General features: G+C 64.9%; 14 protein-coding genes and 1 pseudogene. 5 read left to right on the top strand and 10 right to left on the bottom strand.

Features of this window, described 5'->3' with window-relative positions; all coding sequences use genetic code 11:
• The first annotated feature begins 144 nt into the window (after nucleotides 1–144).
• Nucleotides 145–2,634 (top strand): DEAD/DEAH box helicase, encoded by a 2,490-nt coding sequence (locus RZA67_RS00780; RefSeq protein WP_317210619.1) that lies wholly within the window; start codon nucleotides 145–147, stop codon nucleotides 2,632–2,634.
• Entirely contained in the window at nucleotides 2,631–3,662 is a 1,032-nt protein-coding gene (locus RZA67_RS00775) for a ribonuclease H-like domain-containing protein (RefSeq protein WP_317210618.1), read from the top strand. Before RZA67_RS00780 ends, RZA67_RS00775 begins: the two co-directional genes overlap by 4 nt.
• Nucleotides 3,663–3,836: 174 nt before the next feature.
• On the opposite strand, the gene RZA67_RS00770 is transcribed toward RZA67_RS00775, so the two are convergent.
• The 3 genes from RZA67_RS00770 to RZA67_RS00760 form a co-directional block, all read right to left on the bottom strand.
• Complete coding sequence (locus RZA67_RS00770) at nucleotides 3,837–4,145, bottom strand: I78 family peptidase inhibitor (protein WP_317210617.1); 309 nt, start codon at nucleotides 4,143–4,145, stop codon at nucleotides 3,837–3,839.
• Nucleotides 4,146–4,225: 80 nt separating this feature from the next.
• Nucleotides 4,226–4,378, bottom strand: a complete 153-nt coding sequence (locus RZA67_RS00765; protein ID WP_317210616.1) for a hypothetical protein — start codon at nucleotides 4,376–4,378, stop codon at nucleotides 4,226–4,228.
• Nucleotides 4,379–4,616: 238 nt separating this feature from the next.
• Nucleotides 4,617–5,009, bottom strand: coding sequence for a hypothetical protein (locus RZA67_RS00760; protein ID WP_317210615.1), 393 nt, complete (start codon nucleotides 5,007–5,009; stop codon nucleotides 4,617–4,619).
• Nucleotides 5,010–5,080: 71 nt separating this feature from the next.
• On the opposite strand from RZA67_RS00760, the gene RZA67_RS00755 reads away from it, so the two are divergent.
• Complete coding sequence (locus tag RZA67_RS00755) at nucleotides 5,081–5,623, top strand: hypothetical protein (RefSeq protein ID WP_317210613.1); 543 nt, start codon at nucleotides 5,081–5,083, stop codon at nucleotides 5,621–5,623.
• A 355-nt stretch (nucleotides 5,624–5,978) separates the two neighbouring features.
• On the opposite strand, the gene RZA67_RS00750 is transcribed toward RZA67_RS00755, so the two are convergent.
• The 7 genes and pseudogenes from RZA67_RS00750 to RZA67_RS00720 all read right to left on the bottom strand — a co-directional run.
• Nucleotides 5,979–7,727 carry a M56 family metallopeptidase gene (locus RZA67_RS00750; protein ID WP_317210612.1) on the bottom strand — a complete coding sequence of 583 codons (1,749 nt, stop codon included), beginning with the start codon at nucleotides 7,725–7,727 and terminating at the stop codon, nucleotides 5,979–5,981.
• Between the two features lie 3 nt (nucleotides 7,728–7,730).
• Nucleotides 7,731–8,117: a BlaI/MecI/CopY family transcriptional regulator gene (locus RZA67_RS00745; RefSeq protein ID WP_317210611.1), complete on the bottom strand. Its 387-nt coding sequence runs from the start codon at nucleotides 8,115–8,117 to the stop codon at nucleotides 7,731–7,733.
• 148 nt (nucleotides 8,118–8,265) lie between these two features.
• Nucleotides 8,266–11,616 carry a peptidoglycan-binding protein gene (locus RZA67_RS00740; protein WP_317210610.1) on the bottom strand — a complete coding sequence of 1,117 codons (3,351 nt, stop codon included), beginning with the start codon at nucleotides 11,614–11,616 and terminating at the stop codon, nucleotides 8,266–8,268.
• Nucleotide 11,617: 1 nt separating this feature from the next.
• The gene (locus RZA67_RS00735; RefSeq protein WP_317210609.1) at nucleotides 11,618–12,334 is read right to left on the bottom strand and encodes a DUF1629 domain-containing protein; all 717 of its coding nucleotides are present in this window, start codon (nucleotides 12,332–12,334) and stop codon (nucleotides 11,618–11,620) included.
• 132 nt (nucleotides 12,335–12,466) lie between these two features.
• The gene (locus RZA67_RS00730; RefSeq protein ID WP_317210608.1) at nucleotides 12,467–13,183 is read right to left on the bottom strand and encodes a DUF1629 domain-containing protein; all 717 of its coding nucleotides are present in this window, start codon (nucleotides 13,181–13,183) and stop codon (nucleotides 12,467–12,469) included.
• 132 nt (nucleotides 13,184–13,315) lie between these two features.
• Complete coding sequence (locus tag RZA67_RS00725; protein ID WP_317213765.1) at nucleotides 13,316–14,032, bottom strand: DUF1629 domain-containing protein; 717 nt, start codon at nucleotides 14,030–14,032, stop codon at nucleotides 13,316–13,318.
• Nucleotides 14,033–14,115: 83 nt separating this feature from the next.
• Nucleotides 14,116–14,418, bottom strand: a pseudogene (locus tag RZA67_RS00720) (hypothetical protein); the annotation flags it as partial.
• Nucleotides 14,419–14,767: 349 nt separating this feature from the next.
• On the opposite strand from RZA67_RS00720, the gene RZA67_RS00715 reads away from it, so the two are divergent.
• Both RZA67_RS00715 and RZA67_RS00710 read left to right on the top strand, forming a co-directional pair.
• Nucleotides 14,768–15,487 carry a hypothetical protein gene (locus RZA67_RS00715; RefSeq protein WP_317210607.1) on the top strand — a complete coding sequence of 240 codons (720 nt, stop codon included), beginning with the start codon at nucleotides 14,768–14,770 and terminating at the stop codon, nucleotides 15,485–15,487.
• Between the two features lie 143 nt (nucleotides 15,488–15,630).
• On the top strand, nucleotides 15,631–16,263 hold the full coding sequence (locus RZA67_RS00710; RefSeq protein ID WP_317210606.1) for a DUF1349 domain-containing protein: 633 nt from the start codon (nucleotides 15,631–15,633) through the stop codon (nucleotides 16,261–16,263).
• The last annotated feature ends 49 nt before the right edge of the window (nucleotides 16,264–16,312 follow it).

The raw sequence follows: 16,312 nt of genomic DNA, 5'->3' as shown, positions 1-16,312 counted from the left end.
GCCCGGGATGCCACCACGGCCCGTCCTGGTTGTGAGCACATTCGTCACCAGCATACGGATGAAGGCTTCAGATTTCGTTGTGCGTGTCTCACCCGTTGAGACACCGTTATGCTTCCATGCCCGCCTCCGGTCGACACTGTGCGCATGGCTTTTTCCCTCGCTCCCCGTACTGAAGCCAGCGAACGGGCGCTGGCCACCCGCGATGGACTGCCCGCGCGCGATGGCGCCCTGCTCAGTGCGCGCCTGCAGCGCCGCTACCACGACCGCATCACCGGCAGCTTTGCCATCCCCGGCCGCGAGGGCCGGTACGCGCCGATTCCCGAAAGCGTGCCGGCGGCGCTGGTCGCTGCACTCAGGGCACGCGGCATCGAACAGCTCTACAGCCATCAGGCCGAGGCCTGGGAGGCCAGCCAGCGCGGCGGGCACGTGGCCATCGTCACCCCCACGGCCAGTGGCAAGTCGCTGTGCTACACGCTGCCGGTGGTCAGCGCGGCGATGAAGGACAACGCCAAGGCGCTGTACCTGTTCCCGACCAAGGCGCTGGCCCAGGACCAGGTGGCCGAGCTGCTGGAGCTCAACCGCGCCGGCGACCTCGGGGTGAAAGCCTTCACCTTCGATGGCGACACGCCCGGCGACGCGCGCCAGGCCATCCGCCTGCATGGCGACATCGTGGTTTCCAACCCCGACATGCTGCACCAGGCGATCCTGCCGCATCACACCAAGTGGGCCCAGTTCTTCGAAAACCTGCGCTATGTGGTCATCGATGAGGTGCACACCTACCGCGGCGTGTTCGGCAGCCACGTCACCAACGTGCTGCGCCGTCTCAAGCGGATCTGTGCCTTCTATGGCGTGCAACCGCAGTTCATTCTGTGCTCGGCCACCATCGGCAATCCGCAGGCACATGCCGAAGCGCTGATCGAAGCACCGGTAAGCGCCATCACCGAGTCCGGCGCGCCCAGCGGCCCCAAGCAGGTGCTGCTGTGGAACCCACCGGTGGTCAACCAGGACCTGGGCCTGCGCGCGTCGGCGCGCTCGCAGAGCAACCGCATCGCGCGCATCGCCATCAAGTCCGGCCTGAAGACGCTGGTGTTCGCCCAGACCCGGCTGATGGTGGAAGTGCTGACCAAATATCTGAAAGACATCTTCGACCACGACCCGCGCAAACCGCCGCGCATCCGCGCGTACCGTGGCGGCTACCTGCCCACCGAGCGCCGCGAGACCGAGCGCGCGATGCGTGCCGGCAGCATCGACGGCATCGTCAGCACCTCGGCACTGGAACTGGGCGTGGACATCGGCAGCCTGGACGTGGTGATCCTCAATGGCTACCCCGGCAGTGTTGCCGCCACCTGGCAGCGCTTCGGCCGCGCCGGTCGCCGCCAGCAGCCTGCACTGGGAGTGATGGTGGCCAGCTCGCAGCCGCTGGACCAGTACGTGGTGCGCCACCCGGACTTCTTCGCCGAGGCCTCGCCCGAGCATGCACGCACCGCACCGGACCAGCCGCTGATCCTGTTCGACCACATCCGCTGCGCCGCCTTTGAGCTGCCGTTCCTGGTCGGCGATGCGTTCGGCCCGGTCGACCCGGAGGTGTTCCTCGAAGCCCTGGCCGAAACCGAGGTCGTGCATCGCGAGGGGGAGCGCTGGGAATGGATCGCCGACAGCTACCCCGCCAATGCGGTGAGCCTGCGCTCGGTGGCCGACGGCAATTTCGTCGTGGTCGACCGCAGCGACGGCAAGCAGCAGATCATCGCCGAGGTCGACTATTCCGCCGCCGCGCTCACCCTGTACGAGGGCGCCATCCACATGGTGCAGTCCACCCCCTACCAGGTCGAGAAGCTGGACTGGGAGGGACGCAAGGCCTACGTCACCCGCACCCACGTGGACTACTACACCGACAGCATCGACTTCACCAAGCTCAAGGTGCTGGACCGCTTCGATGGTGGTGTGGCCGGCCGAGGTGACTCGCACCACGGCGAGGTACACGTGGTGCGCCGCGTGGCCGGCTACAAGAAGATCCGCTACTACACCCACGAGAACATCGGCTACGGCCCGGTCAACCTGCCCGACCAGGAACTGCACACCACCGCAGTGTGGTGGCAGCTGCCGCAGGCGCTGCTGCTGCGCGCGTTTGCCAGCAAGCAGGACGCGCTGGACGGCTTCCTGGGTGCGGCCTACGCCCTGCACATCGTCGCTACCGTGGCAGTGATGGCCGACGCGCGCGACCTGCAGAAAGCAGTGGGCAACGGCGATGGCGCCTGGTTCGCCATTGCCGACCAGGCCGGCCGTGGCCAGCTGCGCGGCGAAGAGGGCGACCCCGGTGCGGTGGAGCTGCTGCAGCAGTTCGTGCCCACGGTGTACCTGTATGACAACTTCCCCGGCGGCGTGGGCCTGAGCGAGCCGTTGTGGCAGCGCCAGGCCGAGCTGGTGATGCGCGCGCGCGAGCTGGTGCAGCGCTGCGACTGCCGTGCCGGCTGCCCCGCCTGCGTGGGCCCGGTACTGGCGGCGCAGGAAGAGGACGAAACCTCGCCGCGCGCACTGGCACTGCGCGTGCTGGACCTGTTCGACGCCGAGGCCTGCCAGCATGTCGCCGACGTGGTGGTGGACGTGGCCGAGCCGATGGAGCTGCTGGCGCCGTGAGCGTAAGCCTGGACAAGCTGCGCCTGCTGCGACGCCAGGCCGGCGACGCCAAGGCCGCCGCGCCGGCAGCGCCTGCGCCGGTTGCTGCTGCCGAGGCGCCAGCGGCACCCGCGCTGCCGGTGGCCGCCAACGATGCGCGCCAGCCAGCGCCCGCGCGTTCGGTGTTCGCCTGGGTCGAGCAGGAGATCCGGCACAAGCCCAGCACGCCGGCAGCGCCGCGCGCGGTGGCCGATGCGACCAGCCTGCGCCGCCTGCTCGGCGTGCGCGGGCGGCGCCCGGAGGCGGCGGTCAGTGTGGCTGCTCCGCGCGCGCTGGATCGCGTCCTGCCGGGCGAAGAGATCGCCAACGGCCTGCGCCTGATCGAATCCTTTGTACCCGGCACGGTGCCACCGGCGCCGTTGTCGCTGGCGTTTGCCCGGCGCGAGGGCGAACACGCCGACGTGCACGACCTGCTGTTCTTCGACACCGAAACCACCGGGCTGGCCGGCGGCACCGGCACCCGCGCCTTCATGATCGGCGCCGCCGACTGGCACCTGCACCCGCAGCAGGGCGGGGGCCTGCGCATCCGCCAGCTGCTGATGACCACGATGGCCGCCGAAAGCACGATGCTGGCCACGTTCGCCAGCTGGCTGCGACCGGCCACGATCTTCTGCAGCTACAACGGCCGCAGCTATGACGCGCCGCTGCTGAAGACCCGCTACCGGTTGGCACGGCAGGGTGATCCCATCACCGCACTGGACCACGTGGACCTGCTGCACCCTACGCGGCGCCGCTATCGGGGCAACTGGGAAAACTGCCGGCTGGCCACCATCGAACGCCAACTGTTGAAGGTGGTGCGCGAGGATGACCTGCCCGGCTCCGAAGCCCCCAGCGCCTGGCTGCGTTACCTGCGCGGCGGCGACGCAGTGAATCTGCGCCGCGTGGCCGACCACAACCACCAGGACGTGGTGACGCTGGCGCTGCTGCTGCAACGGCTGGTACGCGAAGAACAGCGCGAACGCGAAACCCTGCAACTGTCCGAAGCCTGAGCGCAGCCTGGTAGGTGACGACCGTTGGTCGTCACGCTCCAGCAGCGCAGCCGTGCCCGACGGCTACGCGGAAAGATCAACGGCAACAGCGTGACGACCAACGGTCGTCACCTACCGTCTTTCCCGCGTGCTGCAGCTTCGGGTAGGTGACGACCGTTGGTCGTCACGCTCCACCTAGTTGCAGCCGGCGCGCTCGATCACATTGTTGGCATCCACGTTGACCGTCAGCCGGTCTTCGCGGAAATCCATGGTCACCGCCATGCCGGGCTTCACCACACGCGCGCTCTTGGCACCCGCCTCACGCACCGCCTGATCAATCACGGCCTGGCTGGCGGTCTTGCCCACCAACGCCTGCAGCACCTGTGGGTTGCACTGCGGCACTGTCGCCTCATTCGACGCAGCCCCATCGCCCGTTGCCGGTGAGGTGGTGCTGCACGCTGCCAGCGGGGCAAGCAGAACAAGAAGCCAGAGACGGTTGCGCATGCGGGATGCTCCTGCAGAAAGAGAGAGGGTCACTACCGTCGCAGTGTTGCTCAACGCCGTAAATGACGGGTGAATGCCCCTCAACGCCCGCGCGGTACCAGACGCTGGCCCGCACATTCCAGAAGCTCGCGCGAGGCGTGCAGCAGGCCGTCCATCGTGAAATCATCCAGCCACGGTGCCGGCTCACCGTCCTGCCGGCTGGCATGCGCCGCATGCAGCAGCTGCAGCAACACGCCAGCGCCGTGAAGGCAGCGGCTGACCTGCGCCAGTTGTAGCGTACGCGCTGGCAAAAGCTGTACTTCTGTCCACGGGGTACCGTCGGCACAGCAGCCATCGCGCAACGCGTGCAGGGCCGGGTGGGCCAAAGGGGGGATGCCGTGCGGGGGAGAAAAACCTGCCATGTGTCTGACTGCCAGTTTTGGGGCCACCCTGCAGCGGCAGGGTGGCAGACGATGCGGGTTGGCATACCGGTCAATCACTGCGAACGGCGCACGAATAAGCCGGCGGACCCGAAGATCCCCCGCACCGCCTGCCATAGCAGAACGGCTCGTCGTTCTTCGATACATGCAATGTATCGAAATCCGTAAGTAGTGATTGATTCGAGATGCCAATCCCGGGCGGCACATGGGGCGCCGGCACCTTCATCATTGCCATGCGTTCGTCGCGCTGCATGCCTTGAATCCCCCTTGTGCGCAGGCAACCGGCTTTCTGTGAGGGTGCGCACAGCAGGGTGGTGCCAAGGCGCACAAACGCCGCAGCGCAGACTACAACGTGTTGGAATCCGCGACAGCGACGACGCGCTGGCTGCGACAGCGTGCGCGTTGCCGGCATTACTGCTGCCTGCACAGCAAGCGCATCAATCATCTTTCACTGATTGAAGCGCGCGCGGTCAGCCGCTAGTGTCGAGCGCCTTACTTCATCCAGGCAGGCGAACCATGGTTGAGCGCGTACAACGCTTGAGCAACGCGATGATGTCCATACCGGGCGTGCGCACCGCATCGGTGAACAAGCACGACGTGTCGGAGCTGACCATCAGCGATCTGTCGCTGCCGCCCTACGCCGACCTGCCACTGGCGGTGCTGCGACGAAGCGAAGGCGGCCTGCCGTGTGAGCTGCTGATCGCGATCGAGTTCGAGCTCGATGGCGGAACTGCCGGGCTGCTGGCCTTGGAGTTTCTCTCGTGGTGGGTGCGTGATGCAGCCCGCGGTGGCGCGCCGATGCAGCTGCGCAGCCTGGCGCTGCCGCCGCTGGAGCAGCAGTTTGGCCAGACCCTGCGGTTCCAGATCGACTGGTTCCATAGCGACCCCGAGCAGGACATCGAGCGGCTGCTGACCGCCGTGGACGCGCTGGCAGCGGACCTGGAAGCCAGCCTGGAGCACTACGCCATCGAGCGCCAGATAAAGGCCGGCGCAGCACGTGCCGCGCATACCACCGACACGCGCTTTCTCGCCCGCGTGCGCGGCCTGTTCGCCGGCTGACGGCCGCGCCGTGCTTTTGTAGCGCCGGGCGCTGCCCGGCGAGCGCGCAGCGCGGCGGGTCTGCCGTGGGCTGGCCAAAGAGCAGCCGACCATGGGGTCGGCTCTACCGGTGCTGGCGTGACGACCAACGGTCGTCACCTACCGGTGGCGTCGGCAGGCCTTCGTAGCGCCGGGCTCTGCCCGGCGAGCGCGCAGCGCGGCGGGTCTGCCGTGGTCTGGCCGAAGAGCAGCCGACCGTGGGGTCGTCGGGCGGGGGGCATCGTGGGGTAGAGCCGACCCGATGGTCGGCTCACCGCGCGCAGCGCGGCAGGGCCACCGCGATCTGTACGAAGAGCAGCCGACCGTGGGGTCGGCCCTACAGGCGCTGGGCCTTGCCGCTGGCCAGAGCGCGGGCAATCACCTGCTCCACCTGCTGCGAGGCGCGTTCCTGCACGGCAGTCTGCCGCTGGGCCAGTGCGATCTGACGTCCAGCCAGCTCGGCCTGCTGGTTGGCAAGCCGGCTGATATCGGCATTGCGCTGCACGTGCTGGGTGGCGATATCGCCGGCCATACGCGCGGCGCGTTCGGCACGCGCCACCTGGCTTGCCACGCGCTTGCCCATGCCATCAGCTTCGGCGGCGGCGTCGCGGTTGATGTCGCGCTCGTCCAACCGCAGGCCCGCTTCTTCCAGCGCGGCGCGCGTCGACTGCATCGCATCACGGGCGATGGCGGCGGCACGCTCGCGCTGCTGGCGTCCCAGCTCGCCCTGCTCGCGGCCGAGCGTCCCCTGCTGCCGGCCCAGATCCGCTGCCTCGGCGTACACCGCGCGCAGCGGTGCCACCAGCGCCGGGTCGCGCACGAGGTAACGCACGTCGCCCTCGCGGAACCACAAGGCCGGCGCGTGTTCGCCAACCACCCTGCGCGCCTGCTTGATGTCCTCCAGCCCGGCGCTGGCAAAACTCTGCTGCCCGTCCACCAGCACATGGGCGCGCGGCGGCGGGGCGCCGAGATCGAGCCGGCCGTGGGTGATCAGCACCATCGGGTCTTCATCATCCTGCGCGGCAGCCGGTGCGGCCGGCACACTGGGCGGTGCCGGCAGGGCGGGCGGGGCTGACGCCACCAGCCGCATCGGCGCGATGGCCACGGCCAGCACTGCCAGGGTAAGGCCTGCCGCCAGCGCCTTCGGGCAGGCACGCTGTGCCTGCAGCGAAAGCAGCCGGCGCTTGAGGCTGGCCGTGCTCGGTGCAGCGCTGGCCACCCCCATCTGCGGGCGAGGCGAGACGCCCAGCTGCAGCAGCAGGCGGCCATAGTCGTGGCGGCAGTCAGCGTGGCCCGCCACTACGGCTGCGTCCACGGCCTCTTCGCGTGCCTGTGCGTATTCGCGCACTGCCCAACGCAGCAGCGGGTGGAAGAACAGCAGGTGTTCGGCGATCACCGGCAGCACGCCCCACTGCAGATCACGGCGCTGCAGGTGCTGCAGTTCATGCGTGAGCGCGAGATCGAGCGCATCGCCCTGCAGCGCGTGTGCGCCAGCGGGCAGCAGCAGCACCGGGCGCAGCGGTCCCACCAGCTGCGGTGCGTCGATGGCACTGCTCATGGCCAGCCGCGGCGCGCGGCGCAGACCATGGGCTTCGGCGGCCATGGCCAACGCGTGCAGCAACGTCTGGTCGTGGCATTGCCGTGCGTCGGACAGCAGGGTGCGGCTGCGCTGCCACGCACGCAGGGTGCGCAGCGTCATCAGCAGCACGCCCGCCAACCACAGGGCGGCCAGGGCGGCGACCCACACCGGAACACCGGTGCCGGCCGCCGGCACGGCGATTGCGGTCGGGGTCAGCAGCGGCGCTCCAGCAGCCGTCGTGGTCGTCGCGATCAGCGTCTCGGCAGGCATCGCCACGCTGTGGGCCACCGATACGGCAGGCGCCGGCAGCCAAGGCAGCTGCAGCGGCTGGTGCCACACCAGACCCACCACCGCCTGCAGCGAAACCAGCCACCACAGCCGGCAGCGCACAGCGGGCGCGAGCGAGGGCACGAAGCGGCACAACGCGGCCACCACGGCGACGAGTACGGCGGTCTGCAGGCTGGTCCAGGCCAGCCGCTGCAACAGTTCGATCAGCACGCTCTGCATGACTCAGCTCTCCTGTCTGCGGGACTGCAGTTGGGCGACCAGCGCTTCCAGCTCGGCCAGCTCGTCGTCGCTGACCGCCTGGCGCTCGGAAAGATAGGCCACGAAAGGTGACACCGAGCCCTGCAGCGTGTTGTCCACGAACTGGGCAATGGCGCCCTGCACCACGCTCTGCTGACCGCGCGTGGGCTGGTACCGGTAGACGCCGGCCTGCTGCTGACGCTGCAGGTAGCCCTTGGCGCGCAGCCGCTCCATCATGGTCAGCACGGTGGAGCGAGCCAGGCCGCGCGCCTCGCCATAGCCGCTGGCGACCTCGCCCACACTGGGCGAGCCCTGTTCATCGATGTACTGCAGCAGGGCCAGTTCCTGGTCCCCAATGGTCTTGCCGCGCATGGTGGATGCTCCGTTGACTACACGTGTCGCCACCATGCACCTGACGACAAATGTAGTCAAGTCCAGACCGACCGCAGGAAAGCCAGGCCAAGGCCGCGACGCAACCTATCCACCGCCGTCGCCTTGGATGCCCAGCCATAGCCTGCGCTCAGGTGTGACCTCCCGACGTCATCACCGGCCCGCTTGGATTCTGATTGATCTGTTGCTGTTCCTTCTGGAACTGCGCCAATTCCAGCGCACGCTGCTGCGCCAGTTCCTGGATCTGTTGCACACTCTCTTCCAGCGTCGGTGCCGGCGTGGTCAGCGACACATCGGCGTGGAAACCCGGTGTGTTTCCGTAGACGAAGGCGATGTCACGCTCGACGGTTGTTTTCCTGAACTCGGCCACATGCTCTACTCCGGCCTCCTTGGCCGCATGGAGCACTTCGGCCGCCTTCTCTTCGGATGTGCCTGCCGGCAGCGTCGAGCGGATCGCGGCGAACAACGCGAAATCGGGGTGATCGCTCGGAAACGCCCGCTGCGCAGCGGGTAAGCATGGCGCGGCGTGCTCGGGAAGATCGTCATCCCGCCTGGGAGGGCTTGAGCCCACACCCGCCCCGTCGAGGCGCGCCGAGGCAGCATGGCCGGTGCGCTCCCGCTCCACATGCGGTGCAGCCGGCGATGTCTCCTCCTGGTTGACGGGGCTTTGGAGCGAGGGCGCTTCGTGCCGGGCAGGCGCGGTCGCCCGCCGCCCCAGCTGCTCTGTGGATGCCGGTGGCTCTGCCGACCTCAGCGGTTGCTGACGGGGCTGCCGGGCCAGCGAAAGCGCTGTGTCCACGGCCGGATCGGCCACACCCGTGGCCGGGAGGCCATGGACCTGCTGGAACTGGCGCACCGCATGCTCGGTTTCAGGGCCGAAATGACCATCCTGCGGCACCGGCTGACCGTTCGGACCGTGCACGCCGACCTGGTGCAGGCGGTACTGAAGAAACTCCACCGCCGGCCCGCGATGGCCCAAGCGCAGACCCTCCATCTCATCGGGCGTGGTCGGCGCGGAGGGAGCCGGTTCGGCAGGTGGGGTGACGCGCTGAGCCTTCTCCGGCTGTGCAGGCTCGGCGTGAGCCGGTGCCGGCGCTTGTGCTGGAGGGGCTTCGGTGGCCTGCGCCGGCTTACGCTCGCGCTGCGCATCCAACATCGCGCGTGGCGCCTGCATGCCGGTACTACGCGATGCATGCACGGTGGTCGCCGCGGAGCGTGCCACGTCGTGCGCCTCCTGCATGGACAGGCCTTGCCGATTGGCCTCACTCAGCGCCTGCTGGTGGGCGTCCCGCTCCTGCGGTGACAGCGGCGCGATGCGATGTTCGGGTACATCGTATTGCGGTGCCTGTCGCTTGCTCGCCTGCACCTCCTGCAGCGCCTGCTGGATATCCTCGGTGCTGGTGGTGGCCACGACGCGATACGCGCCGTCCGCGCCCATCTGGTAATGGTCGACAGCGCGCAGTGCCCGTGCGGTGCCGCCCTTGATGATCTGGCCGGCGGCATCGTGCTGCACCTGCGCCGCCTGCGATTGCAATTGCACGGGCCCGGTGAGCCCGTGTGCGTCGCGGGTGCGCTGCGTAGCCAACGCAATGGCTTGGGCAACATCGGGTTCCAGCTCAATACCGGAGAGCCGATAGCGATGGACCAGTTCATCCTGCTGTTGCCGCTCGGGCGTCAACGGCGGCTGGGCCTGCAGTTGCGCGACCCGTTGCTGGTGCGCGACCAGGAACGGCTGGCGAAGCACACGCGTCAGCTCCAGTTCCGCCGCCAGGTTGCCCTGCGCCACAACGCCGTTGTGCGACCACGCGCCGTCATCGCTGCGCGCGTAGCGGGTGTTGTCACTGCCGATCACCACAGGGGACCTGGGCAGCGCGGCCTGCACGGCGGGCGGCAGGTCACCGAGCTCGTGGCCCCGCTGCGCGAGATGATGTTCCTGGTACAGCGCGGCGAGGGACTCACGCCCGGTGGCGATGTTCTGCAGGATGCGGGCCACGGCCTGCTGGTTCAGCTCGGCCGCGCGCTCGGGCGTTGCGGTCTGCGGTTGCAGGATCGGATCGCGGGATGTACCCACATTGACCAGACGCTCCCAGTCCTCGGTCACCGCATTACGGCGCCAGTTGGGGTTGGTCGCGCCGGTCCGGTCGCTGTTGCCCGCAGGGATATCAAATGGATCCTGCGGCGTGGGTGCGTTGGCCAAGGCGATTTCCGCGGCCCGGCTATTGGCCGCAAGATTCAGCTCGCGGGTTTTCTCGTAACTGGCGTGGACACGACCCGCAACGGGGTGTTCCAGCCCATCACGCGGGTTGTCCAGCTGCGCTTCCCGGCTCCAGCTGCCGTCCTTGAACGTCCACTCCACGTTCTGGCGGTCGGTCTGGTGGGTAATGTCGCGGGCATCTTTCCACTCGACCGCCTTCTCCAGCACGATCGCACCGGCTGCCGCCGTGCTCGCGATCAAAGCGGCCGGGGCGCCGACGAGGTACGCCGTCGTGCCGGCGGCCCAGCCGCCGAAGCTGCGCCCGGCGAAGCGTTCCAGCTCCGACTTCGCCGCCCGCGGATTGTCCTGCCTGTCCAGTTCGGCCGCGCGTTGCAGACTCAGCGTCAGGTCGATACCGGTTGCCAACGGACCGGCTGCGCGCAGCAGGGTGTGCTGCGGTACTTCGCCGAGTATCGCCTCGAGGGTAGCGAAGCCGCCTTGCGACAACGGCTTGTAGCTCGCCCGTGAAAGACCGATCAGGTCGTACACCCCATGCTTGGAGAGCGGCCCGATGCCAGGCAGGTCATCCAGCAGTACCTGCTGGATTCTGGCGGCATTGGAATCGGACAAGGCCAGACGCCCGGATGCCTGCGCATCGGAAATGGCGAGCCTGAACTCCATGCGCCCGGCCACATCCCGCACCGGCGGCTCGCCCTTGGCACGCACCACCAGCATCGGGCCGTTGTGGACCTGTTCGATCAGCTCCATCACACGCCGTTCGGAATGGGTGATGGCCGCCCATTCGGATTCCACCATGGTCATCGAGCGCAGCGACTTCAGTGTGTCGGGGTGATTGGCCCGCACCTGCTCAAGATCGGAAAGGCTCTGGAGATTCCTCTGCCGCCCCTCTTCCCGCGACATGTTGCCGGGGATGCTGGGGAAGATTTCGCGGTGGATCATGCCCACTTTGAGCGTGTCCATGAGTTCTAGAAATTCGGGAAGGGCTTTCCTCAGCGCACTGGCATTTTCGAGAATCGCGGGGCCGCCGTTCTTTTCCAAGATGAGGTTTAATTGCCGTTTGACACCTTCCGTATACGAACTATCCGTCTTGCCACGATGTGGAGCAGCGTCGATCTGGTCTGCAAAATCCTTCTGATAAGGCAGATAGAGGCGGTTGCTCGATACATCGGCGTTAATCAACTTGTGCTTCGCAAGTATCTTGAGCAGGCGATGCTCATCGAACGTGCTCGACTCGATGACATGGTGACTTTGCAGGATAGTTGCCACGTCAGCGATTCTCTGGCCAGTACTTGGCTGGAAGCCCATAGATACCGTCCGCAGAAGCGTCTGTAAGGAGCACACCGCGCCTGTTCGGCTTCTTGCCAAAACCTCGGTCAATGATGGCATCCCTCAAGACGCGGTCACAGAAAATGGTCATGCTGTTATAGGGCGTCCGGAAAACGTGTGCTGGGCCCACGACATTCTTCCTGAAAGCGAGGCTGACACCTCCCGACGTGTCATAGCACTTGCCGTGTGGAAAGCCTTCCCCAAGTTTGATCTTTACTTTTGATGTCGTCTCATCAACTGCATCAAGTGTTCTAACCACATCGCACAAGTAATACTTTGGTCCAATTGAGCCGTCATGGAGAATGAACTCGCATTCCGCGAATACGAAGCCCTCCGGGTCGACGGACTCGAAAACCTGCTTCAGGGGTTCCGAGACCAACCAGTATCCGCTGAAATCGGAATCCAAGTCTCTAACGGTCCGCCCTTTATGCGTTTGGCGCAATCGAGGCTTCGCCTTGAGCAGCGGAAATCCCCCATCCTTCGGGCGCAGAATCAATCTTGGTGGCGTCAGAAGCTCATCTTCATTCTCGAAGACAACCCGATGCCCTGGGCCACCCATTTCTACGTCAATAATATAGAAATCCCCCTCCTTCGGGCGGTTAATGACGAAATCTCCGTCACCAACTGTAAAAGTGCTCTTGTCACTGCTGCCGGTCATGGATGTGGCCTCGATGTTGCAATGGTTGTATGGATCCGATCGTGCGCCGTGAAGCTCTCAATCGCTGTAGAACCGGGCTCACCGAACATGCTCGACTCGATGACATGGTGACTTTGCAGGATGGTCGCCATATCAGCGGTTCTCCGGCCAGTAGCTCGGAGGTAGCGTGTAAACCCCAAGCGCGGCGGCGTCTTCAAGCGACACACCACGGGTATCGGACTCTTTACCGAATCCTTGTTCGATCAGCGTGTCTCGCAGCGTGCGATCACAGAAAACCATCATACTGTTGTAGGGAGTCAGGAAGACGTGCGCAGAACCCACGACATCCTTTTTGAAAGCAAATCTGGCACCACTACCTTCGCTGTAGTACTTCCCGCCCGGGAAGTCGTTATCCAGTTCAATACGGATTCTTGAAGTGGTTTCATCGACTGCGTCAAGTGTTCTCACCACATCACACAGGTAGTGCTTCGGTCCAACGGAACCGTCATGGAGGATGAACTCGCATTCCGCGAATGCGAATCCCTCTGGGTCGACGGACTCAAAGATTCGCTTCAGAGGCTCGGAAACGAGCCAATGGCCACCGAAGCTGGAGGCAAGATCATTCACCATACGATCCGGCCGGCTTTGACGCAGACGAGGCATTTCATTGAACAAACGAAACGCTGCGCCATTACGTTGATAGAGCCTGCCTGGTGGTGTCACGACTTGATTCCTGTTCTCGAACACCACGCCATGCTCGGGGCCGCCCATCTCTACGCCGAGAATGTAAAACTCCCCTAACTTCGGACGGTTGATGACGATATCTCCGTCATCAAGTGCGAAACTTCCCTTATCATTGTTGCCGGTCATGGGTGTAGCCTCGATGTTGCAATGATTGGATGGATCCGATTGTGTGCCGTTAAGCCCTTGTTCGCTGTAGAACCGGGCTCAGCAAACATTCTCGACTCGTTGACAGGGTGACTTTGCAGGATGGTCGCCATATCAGCGGTTCTCCGGCCAGTAGCTCGGAGGTAGCGTGTAAAGCCCAAGAGCGGCAGCGTCTTCGAGCAACACGCCACGGGTATTGGGTTCTTTACCGAAGCCGTGTTCGATCAGCGCGTCTCGCAGCGTGCGATCACAGAAAACCTTCATGCTGTTGTAGGGAGTCAGGAAGACGTGCGCAGAACCCACGACATCCTTTTTGAAAGCGAATCTGGCGGCACTACCTTCGCTGTAGTACTTCCCGCCCGGGAAATCGTCATCCAGTTCAATACGGATCTTTGAAGTGGTTTCATCGACTGCGTCAAGTATTCGCACCACATCACACAGATAGTGCTTCGGTCCAACGGTACCGTCATGGAGGATGAACTCGCATTCCGCGAACGCGAATCCCTCTGGGTCGACGGACTCAAAGACTCGCTTCAGTGGCTCGGAAACGAGCCAATAGCCGCCGAAGCTGGAAGCGAGATCATTCACCATGCAATCCGGCCGGCTTTGACGCAGACGAGGCATCTCATTGAACAAGCGAAACGCTGCGCCATTGGGCTGATGGAGCCTGTCTGGCGGCGTCACGACGTGACGCTTGTTCTCGAACACCACGCCATGCTCAGGGCAGTCCACGTCTACTCTGAGGATGTAAAACTCCCCTTTCTTCGGCCGATTGATGACGATGTCGTTGTCCTTGATCGGCTGGAGGTGGGTTTCGTTGGTACCGACCATGGGCGTAGCCTCGATGTTGCAGTGGTTGAATGGGACTGATGGGATGGCTATGAAAGCGTCGATCGCTGCAGAGCCGGGTTTCATCACGACGGCGTACCGGATGGCAGTTCCGCGTCGCCCGGGATCGCAAGCACCTGCACGTCCACCTTCGGCAACTGCCGCCTCGCACAAGACGTGTCTTCGTAGTACCGGACCTTCTCGCACATCACTGGCACTGCCCGGTTTCAGTGTGGGACACGCCGCTCTGCCAGCCACAGGTCTGCGAGCGGTTTCGCTTGCGCACGGTGGTGTAGCCCAGCATGTCCTGCTAGTCATTGGCATCCTGCTGCTCGCGCTTGATGTGGACGATGCGCGTGATGGGTGATGATGGTGCGCAGGACGTGCTCGCTACGGGCGAGGTTGTATCCCGTTCTCACGCGCGCTTTCAAGAACGTCGATTCAGGCCATGAGGCGTGTTCGTGTAAGAAGTCCAGAAAATCCAGCAGCGAGTTCAAACGCGGTGCGTTCGAGCAGCTGCGCCCACGTGGGCGCGGGAGTTGGTAATTAGCGACATCTTGCTGCGCCACTGAAAACGCGTGGCATGGAATCTGCGCGCGGCCCGACGCGCTTGATGATTCAGCTCATCTTTCTGGCGAAGGCATCCAATATTTTTTTTCAGATAGCTTCTGGCCAACCCGCGCGCCTGCGTGTAGGTTTTTCGGAAAGGGCTTCTGCTCGAAGGTGAGAACAGCTGCAATGAGTCCAGTTGCTTACGTCGCATTCCAGAGCATCGCGGGTACAGCCGTGCAGAATGCCGAGATCATCAACAAGGTCTGGCTGGCAGGTGCCGCGGTCATCGTTTCCTTCCTCGCCATTCTGTGCGGCACCGTCACCCAGATATTCATCGCATCACGGCTGCGCAGAACGCAGCTGGAGCTCAGCAGACAGCGGGCGCTGCAGCAGCAACAGTCGCTGAGCGAGCAGCTGTCGATGCAGGAGCTCGCGTCGCGCAGAATTGCCATGGCCAATGTCTCGGCCAAGAGGCAGGTGTGGATTGACGAGCTGCGTGCGGATATCGCGCAGTATGTGACGCTCTGGCAGGAGATCTCGTATCGCTGGGAAGCCATCGTTAGCAGGGCACAGCTGACGGACTTGTCGGATGAGGAGTCGGATCGCGAGTTCGACAAGTTTAGAAACGACTACGCCGAACTACGCAAGGAGGCGTTGCAGCTTGCCTTGCGTATCGAGCTCAGGCTCAACATGACCGAGCAGAAACATCAGCAACTCAACGCGCTGATGACACGCCTGGAGCGGGTTGTCGGCGGGTTCGACAGGGTGAAGAGCGCACGGCAACCAAGCGATGTACAGAACGAGTTCGCGGCGGTCAGAACGCAACTGGTGGCGAAGTGTCAGGAGATCCTCAAAGTTGAGTGGGATCGCTTGAAAGAAGAGTCCTACGTTGACCCAAGCCGGTGATTGGCCGTCGGTTCCTCGGGCGAGGTGTGCGTGGGCAGTGCAGCGGGGCAGAGCCCCGCTCTACGCGGTGCCGCCTTCGGTTCGTTTGACGGATTGATTTGCAGGCGGTTACAACGGCGGCATCTTCAGCCCAGGGAAGCGCTATGGCAGATGCTGACAAGCAGTTGGTCGAGGGCGGCGACGCGCACCCCAGCAGCCAATGGGAGCGCGGCCGCTGGCTCAACGCGCCCAAGGTGCATCGTGTGCTGCCGGGAGAGGTGCTCCAGGTCGTCACTGACGAAGGCACCGATTTCTGGCGTGAGACCCACTATGGATTCACCCGCGACAGTGGCCACTTTCTCGCCTTCGATGCACCGGAACGGTTTACCTGCCAGCTGCGGGTCCGTGGCACGTTCGAGCAGCTCTACGATCAGGCGGGGATCATGATCCGTGTCGATGAGCGCCGATGGGTCAAGGCGGGCATCGAGCTCAACGACGGTCGCGCCATGCTCAGCAGCGTGCTCACCGACGGACACTCGGATTGGGCGACGGGTGCCTTTGACGGCGACCCGTCGGATTTCTGGATGCGCGCTACCGTGGATACGGGCGTGTTGCGCCTGCAGGTCTCGGCCGATGGGAGGCACTGGCCGTTGCTGCGGCTGTGTCCGTTCCCCGTCGCGCGCACGTACCAGGTGGGGCCGATGGCGTGCAGCCCGGAGCGTGCGGGACTGGAGGTGCGGTTTTCGCAGATGAGGATCGGACCGGTGCTGGGCAGGGCGCTGCACGACCTGAGCTGAGGTCGCGCGCGGGCCTTGGCCGTGCAGCGGGGCAGAGCCCCGCTCTACG

It is taken from the genome of Stenotrophomonas sp. C3(2023), assembly GCF_032911385.1.
Lineage (GTDB): Bacteria > Pseudomonadota > Gammaproteobacteria > Xanthomonadales > Xanthomonadaceae > Stenotrophomonas.
Note: the sequence above shows the minus strand (reverse complement) of the source record. Positions and strands in the feature narration are given on the sequence as shown.

Coding starts and splice junctions, on each gene's coding strand:
- RZA67_RS00725 (WP_317213765.1), bottom strand. CDS start 14,032: ATGGTCGGTACCAACGAAACCCACCTCCAGCCGATCAAGGACAACGAC.
- RZA67_RS00750 (WP_317210612.1), bottom strand. CDS start 7,727: ATGCAGAGCGTGCTGATCGAACTGTTGCAGCGGCTGGCCTGGACCAGC.
- RZA67_RS00715 (WP_317210607.1), top strand. CDS start 14,768: ATGAGTCCAGTTGCTTACGTCGCATTCCAGAGCATCGCGGGTACAGCC.
- RZA67_RS00780 (WP_317210619.1), top strand. CDS start 145: ATGGCTTTTTCCCTCGCTCCCCGTACTGAAGCCAGCGAACGGGCGCTG.
- RZA67_RS00710 (WP_317210606.1), top strand. CDS start 15,631: ATGGCAGATGCTGACAAGCAGTTGGTCGAGGGCGGCGACGCGCACCCC.
- RZA67_RS00760 (WP_317210615.1), bottom strand. CDS start 5,009: ATGATTGATGCGCTTGCTGTGCAGGCAGCAGTAATGCCGGCAACGCGC.
- RZA67_RS00755 (WP_317210613.1), top strand. CDS start 5,081: ATGGTTGAGCGCGTACAACGCTTGAGCAACGCGATGATGTCCATACCG.
- RZA67_RS00745 (WP_317210611.1), bottom strand. CDS start 8,117: ATGCGCGGCAAGACCATTGGGGACCAGGAACTGGCCCTGCTGCAGTAC.
- RZA67_RS00770 (WP_317210617.1), bottom strand. CDS start 4,145: ATGCGCAACCGTCTCTGGCTTCTTGTTCTGCTTGCCCCGCTGGCAGCG.
- RZA67_RS00730 (WP_317210608.1), bottom strand. CDS start 13,183: ATGACCGGCAACAATGATAAGGGAAGTTTCGCACTTGATGACGGAGAT.
- RZA67_RS00735 (WP_317210609.1), bottom strand. CDS start 12,334: ATGACCGGCAGCAGTGACAAGAGCACTTTTACAGTTGGTGACGGAGAT.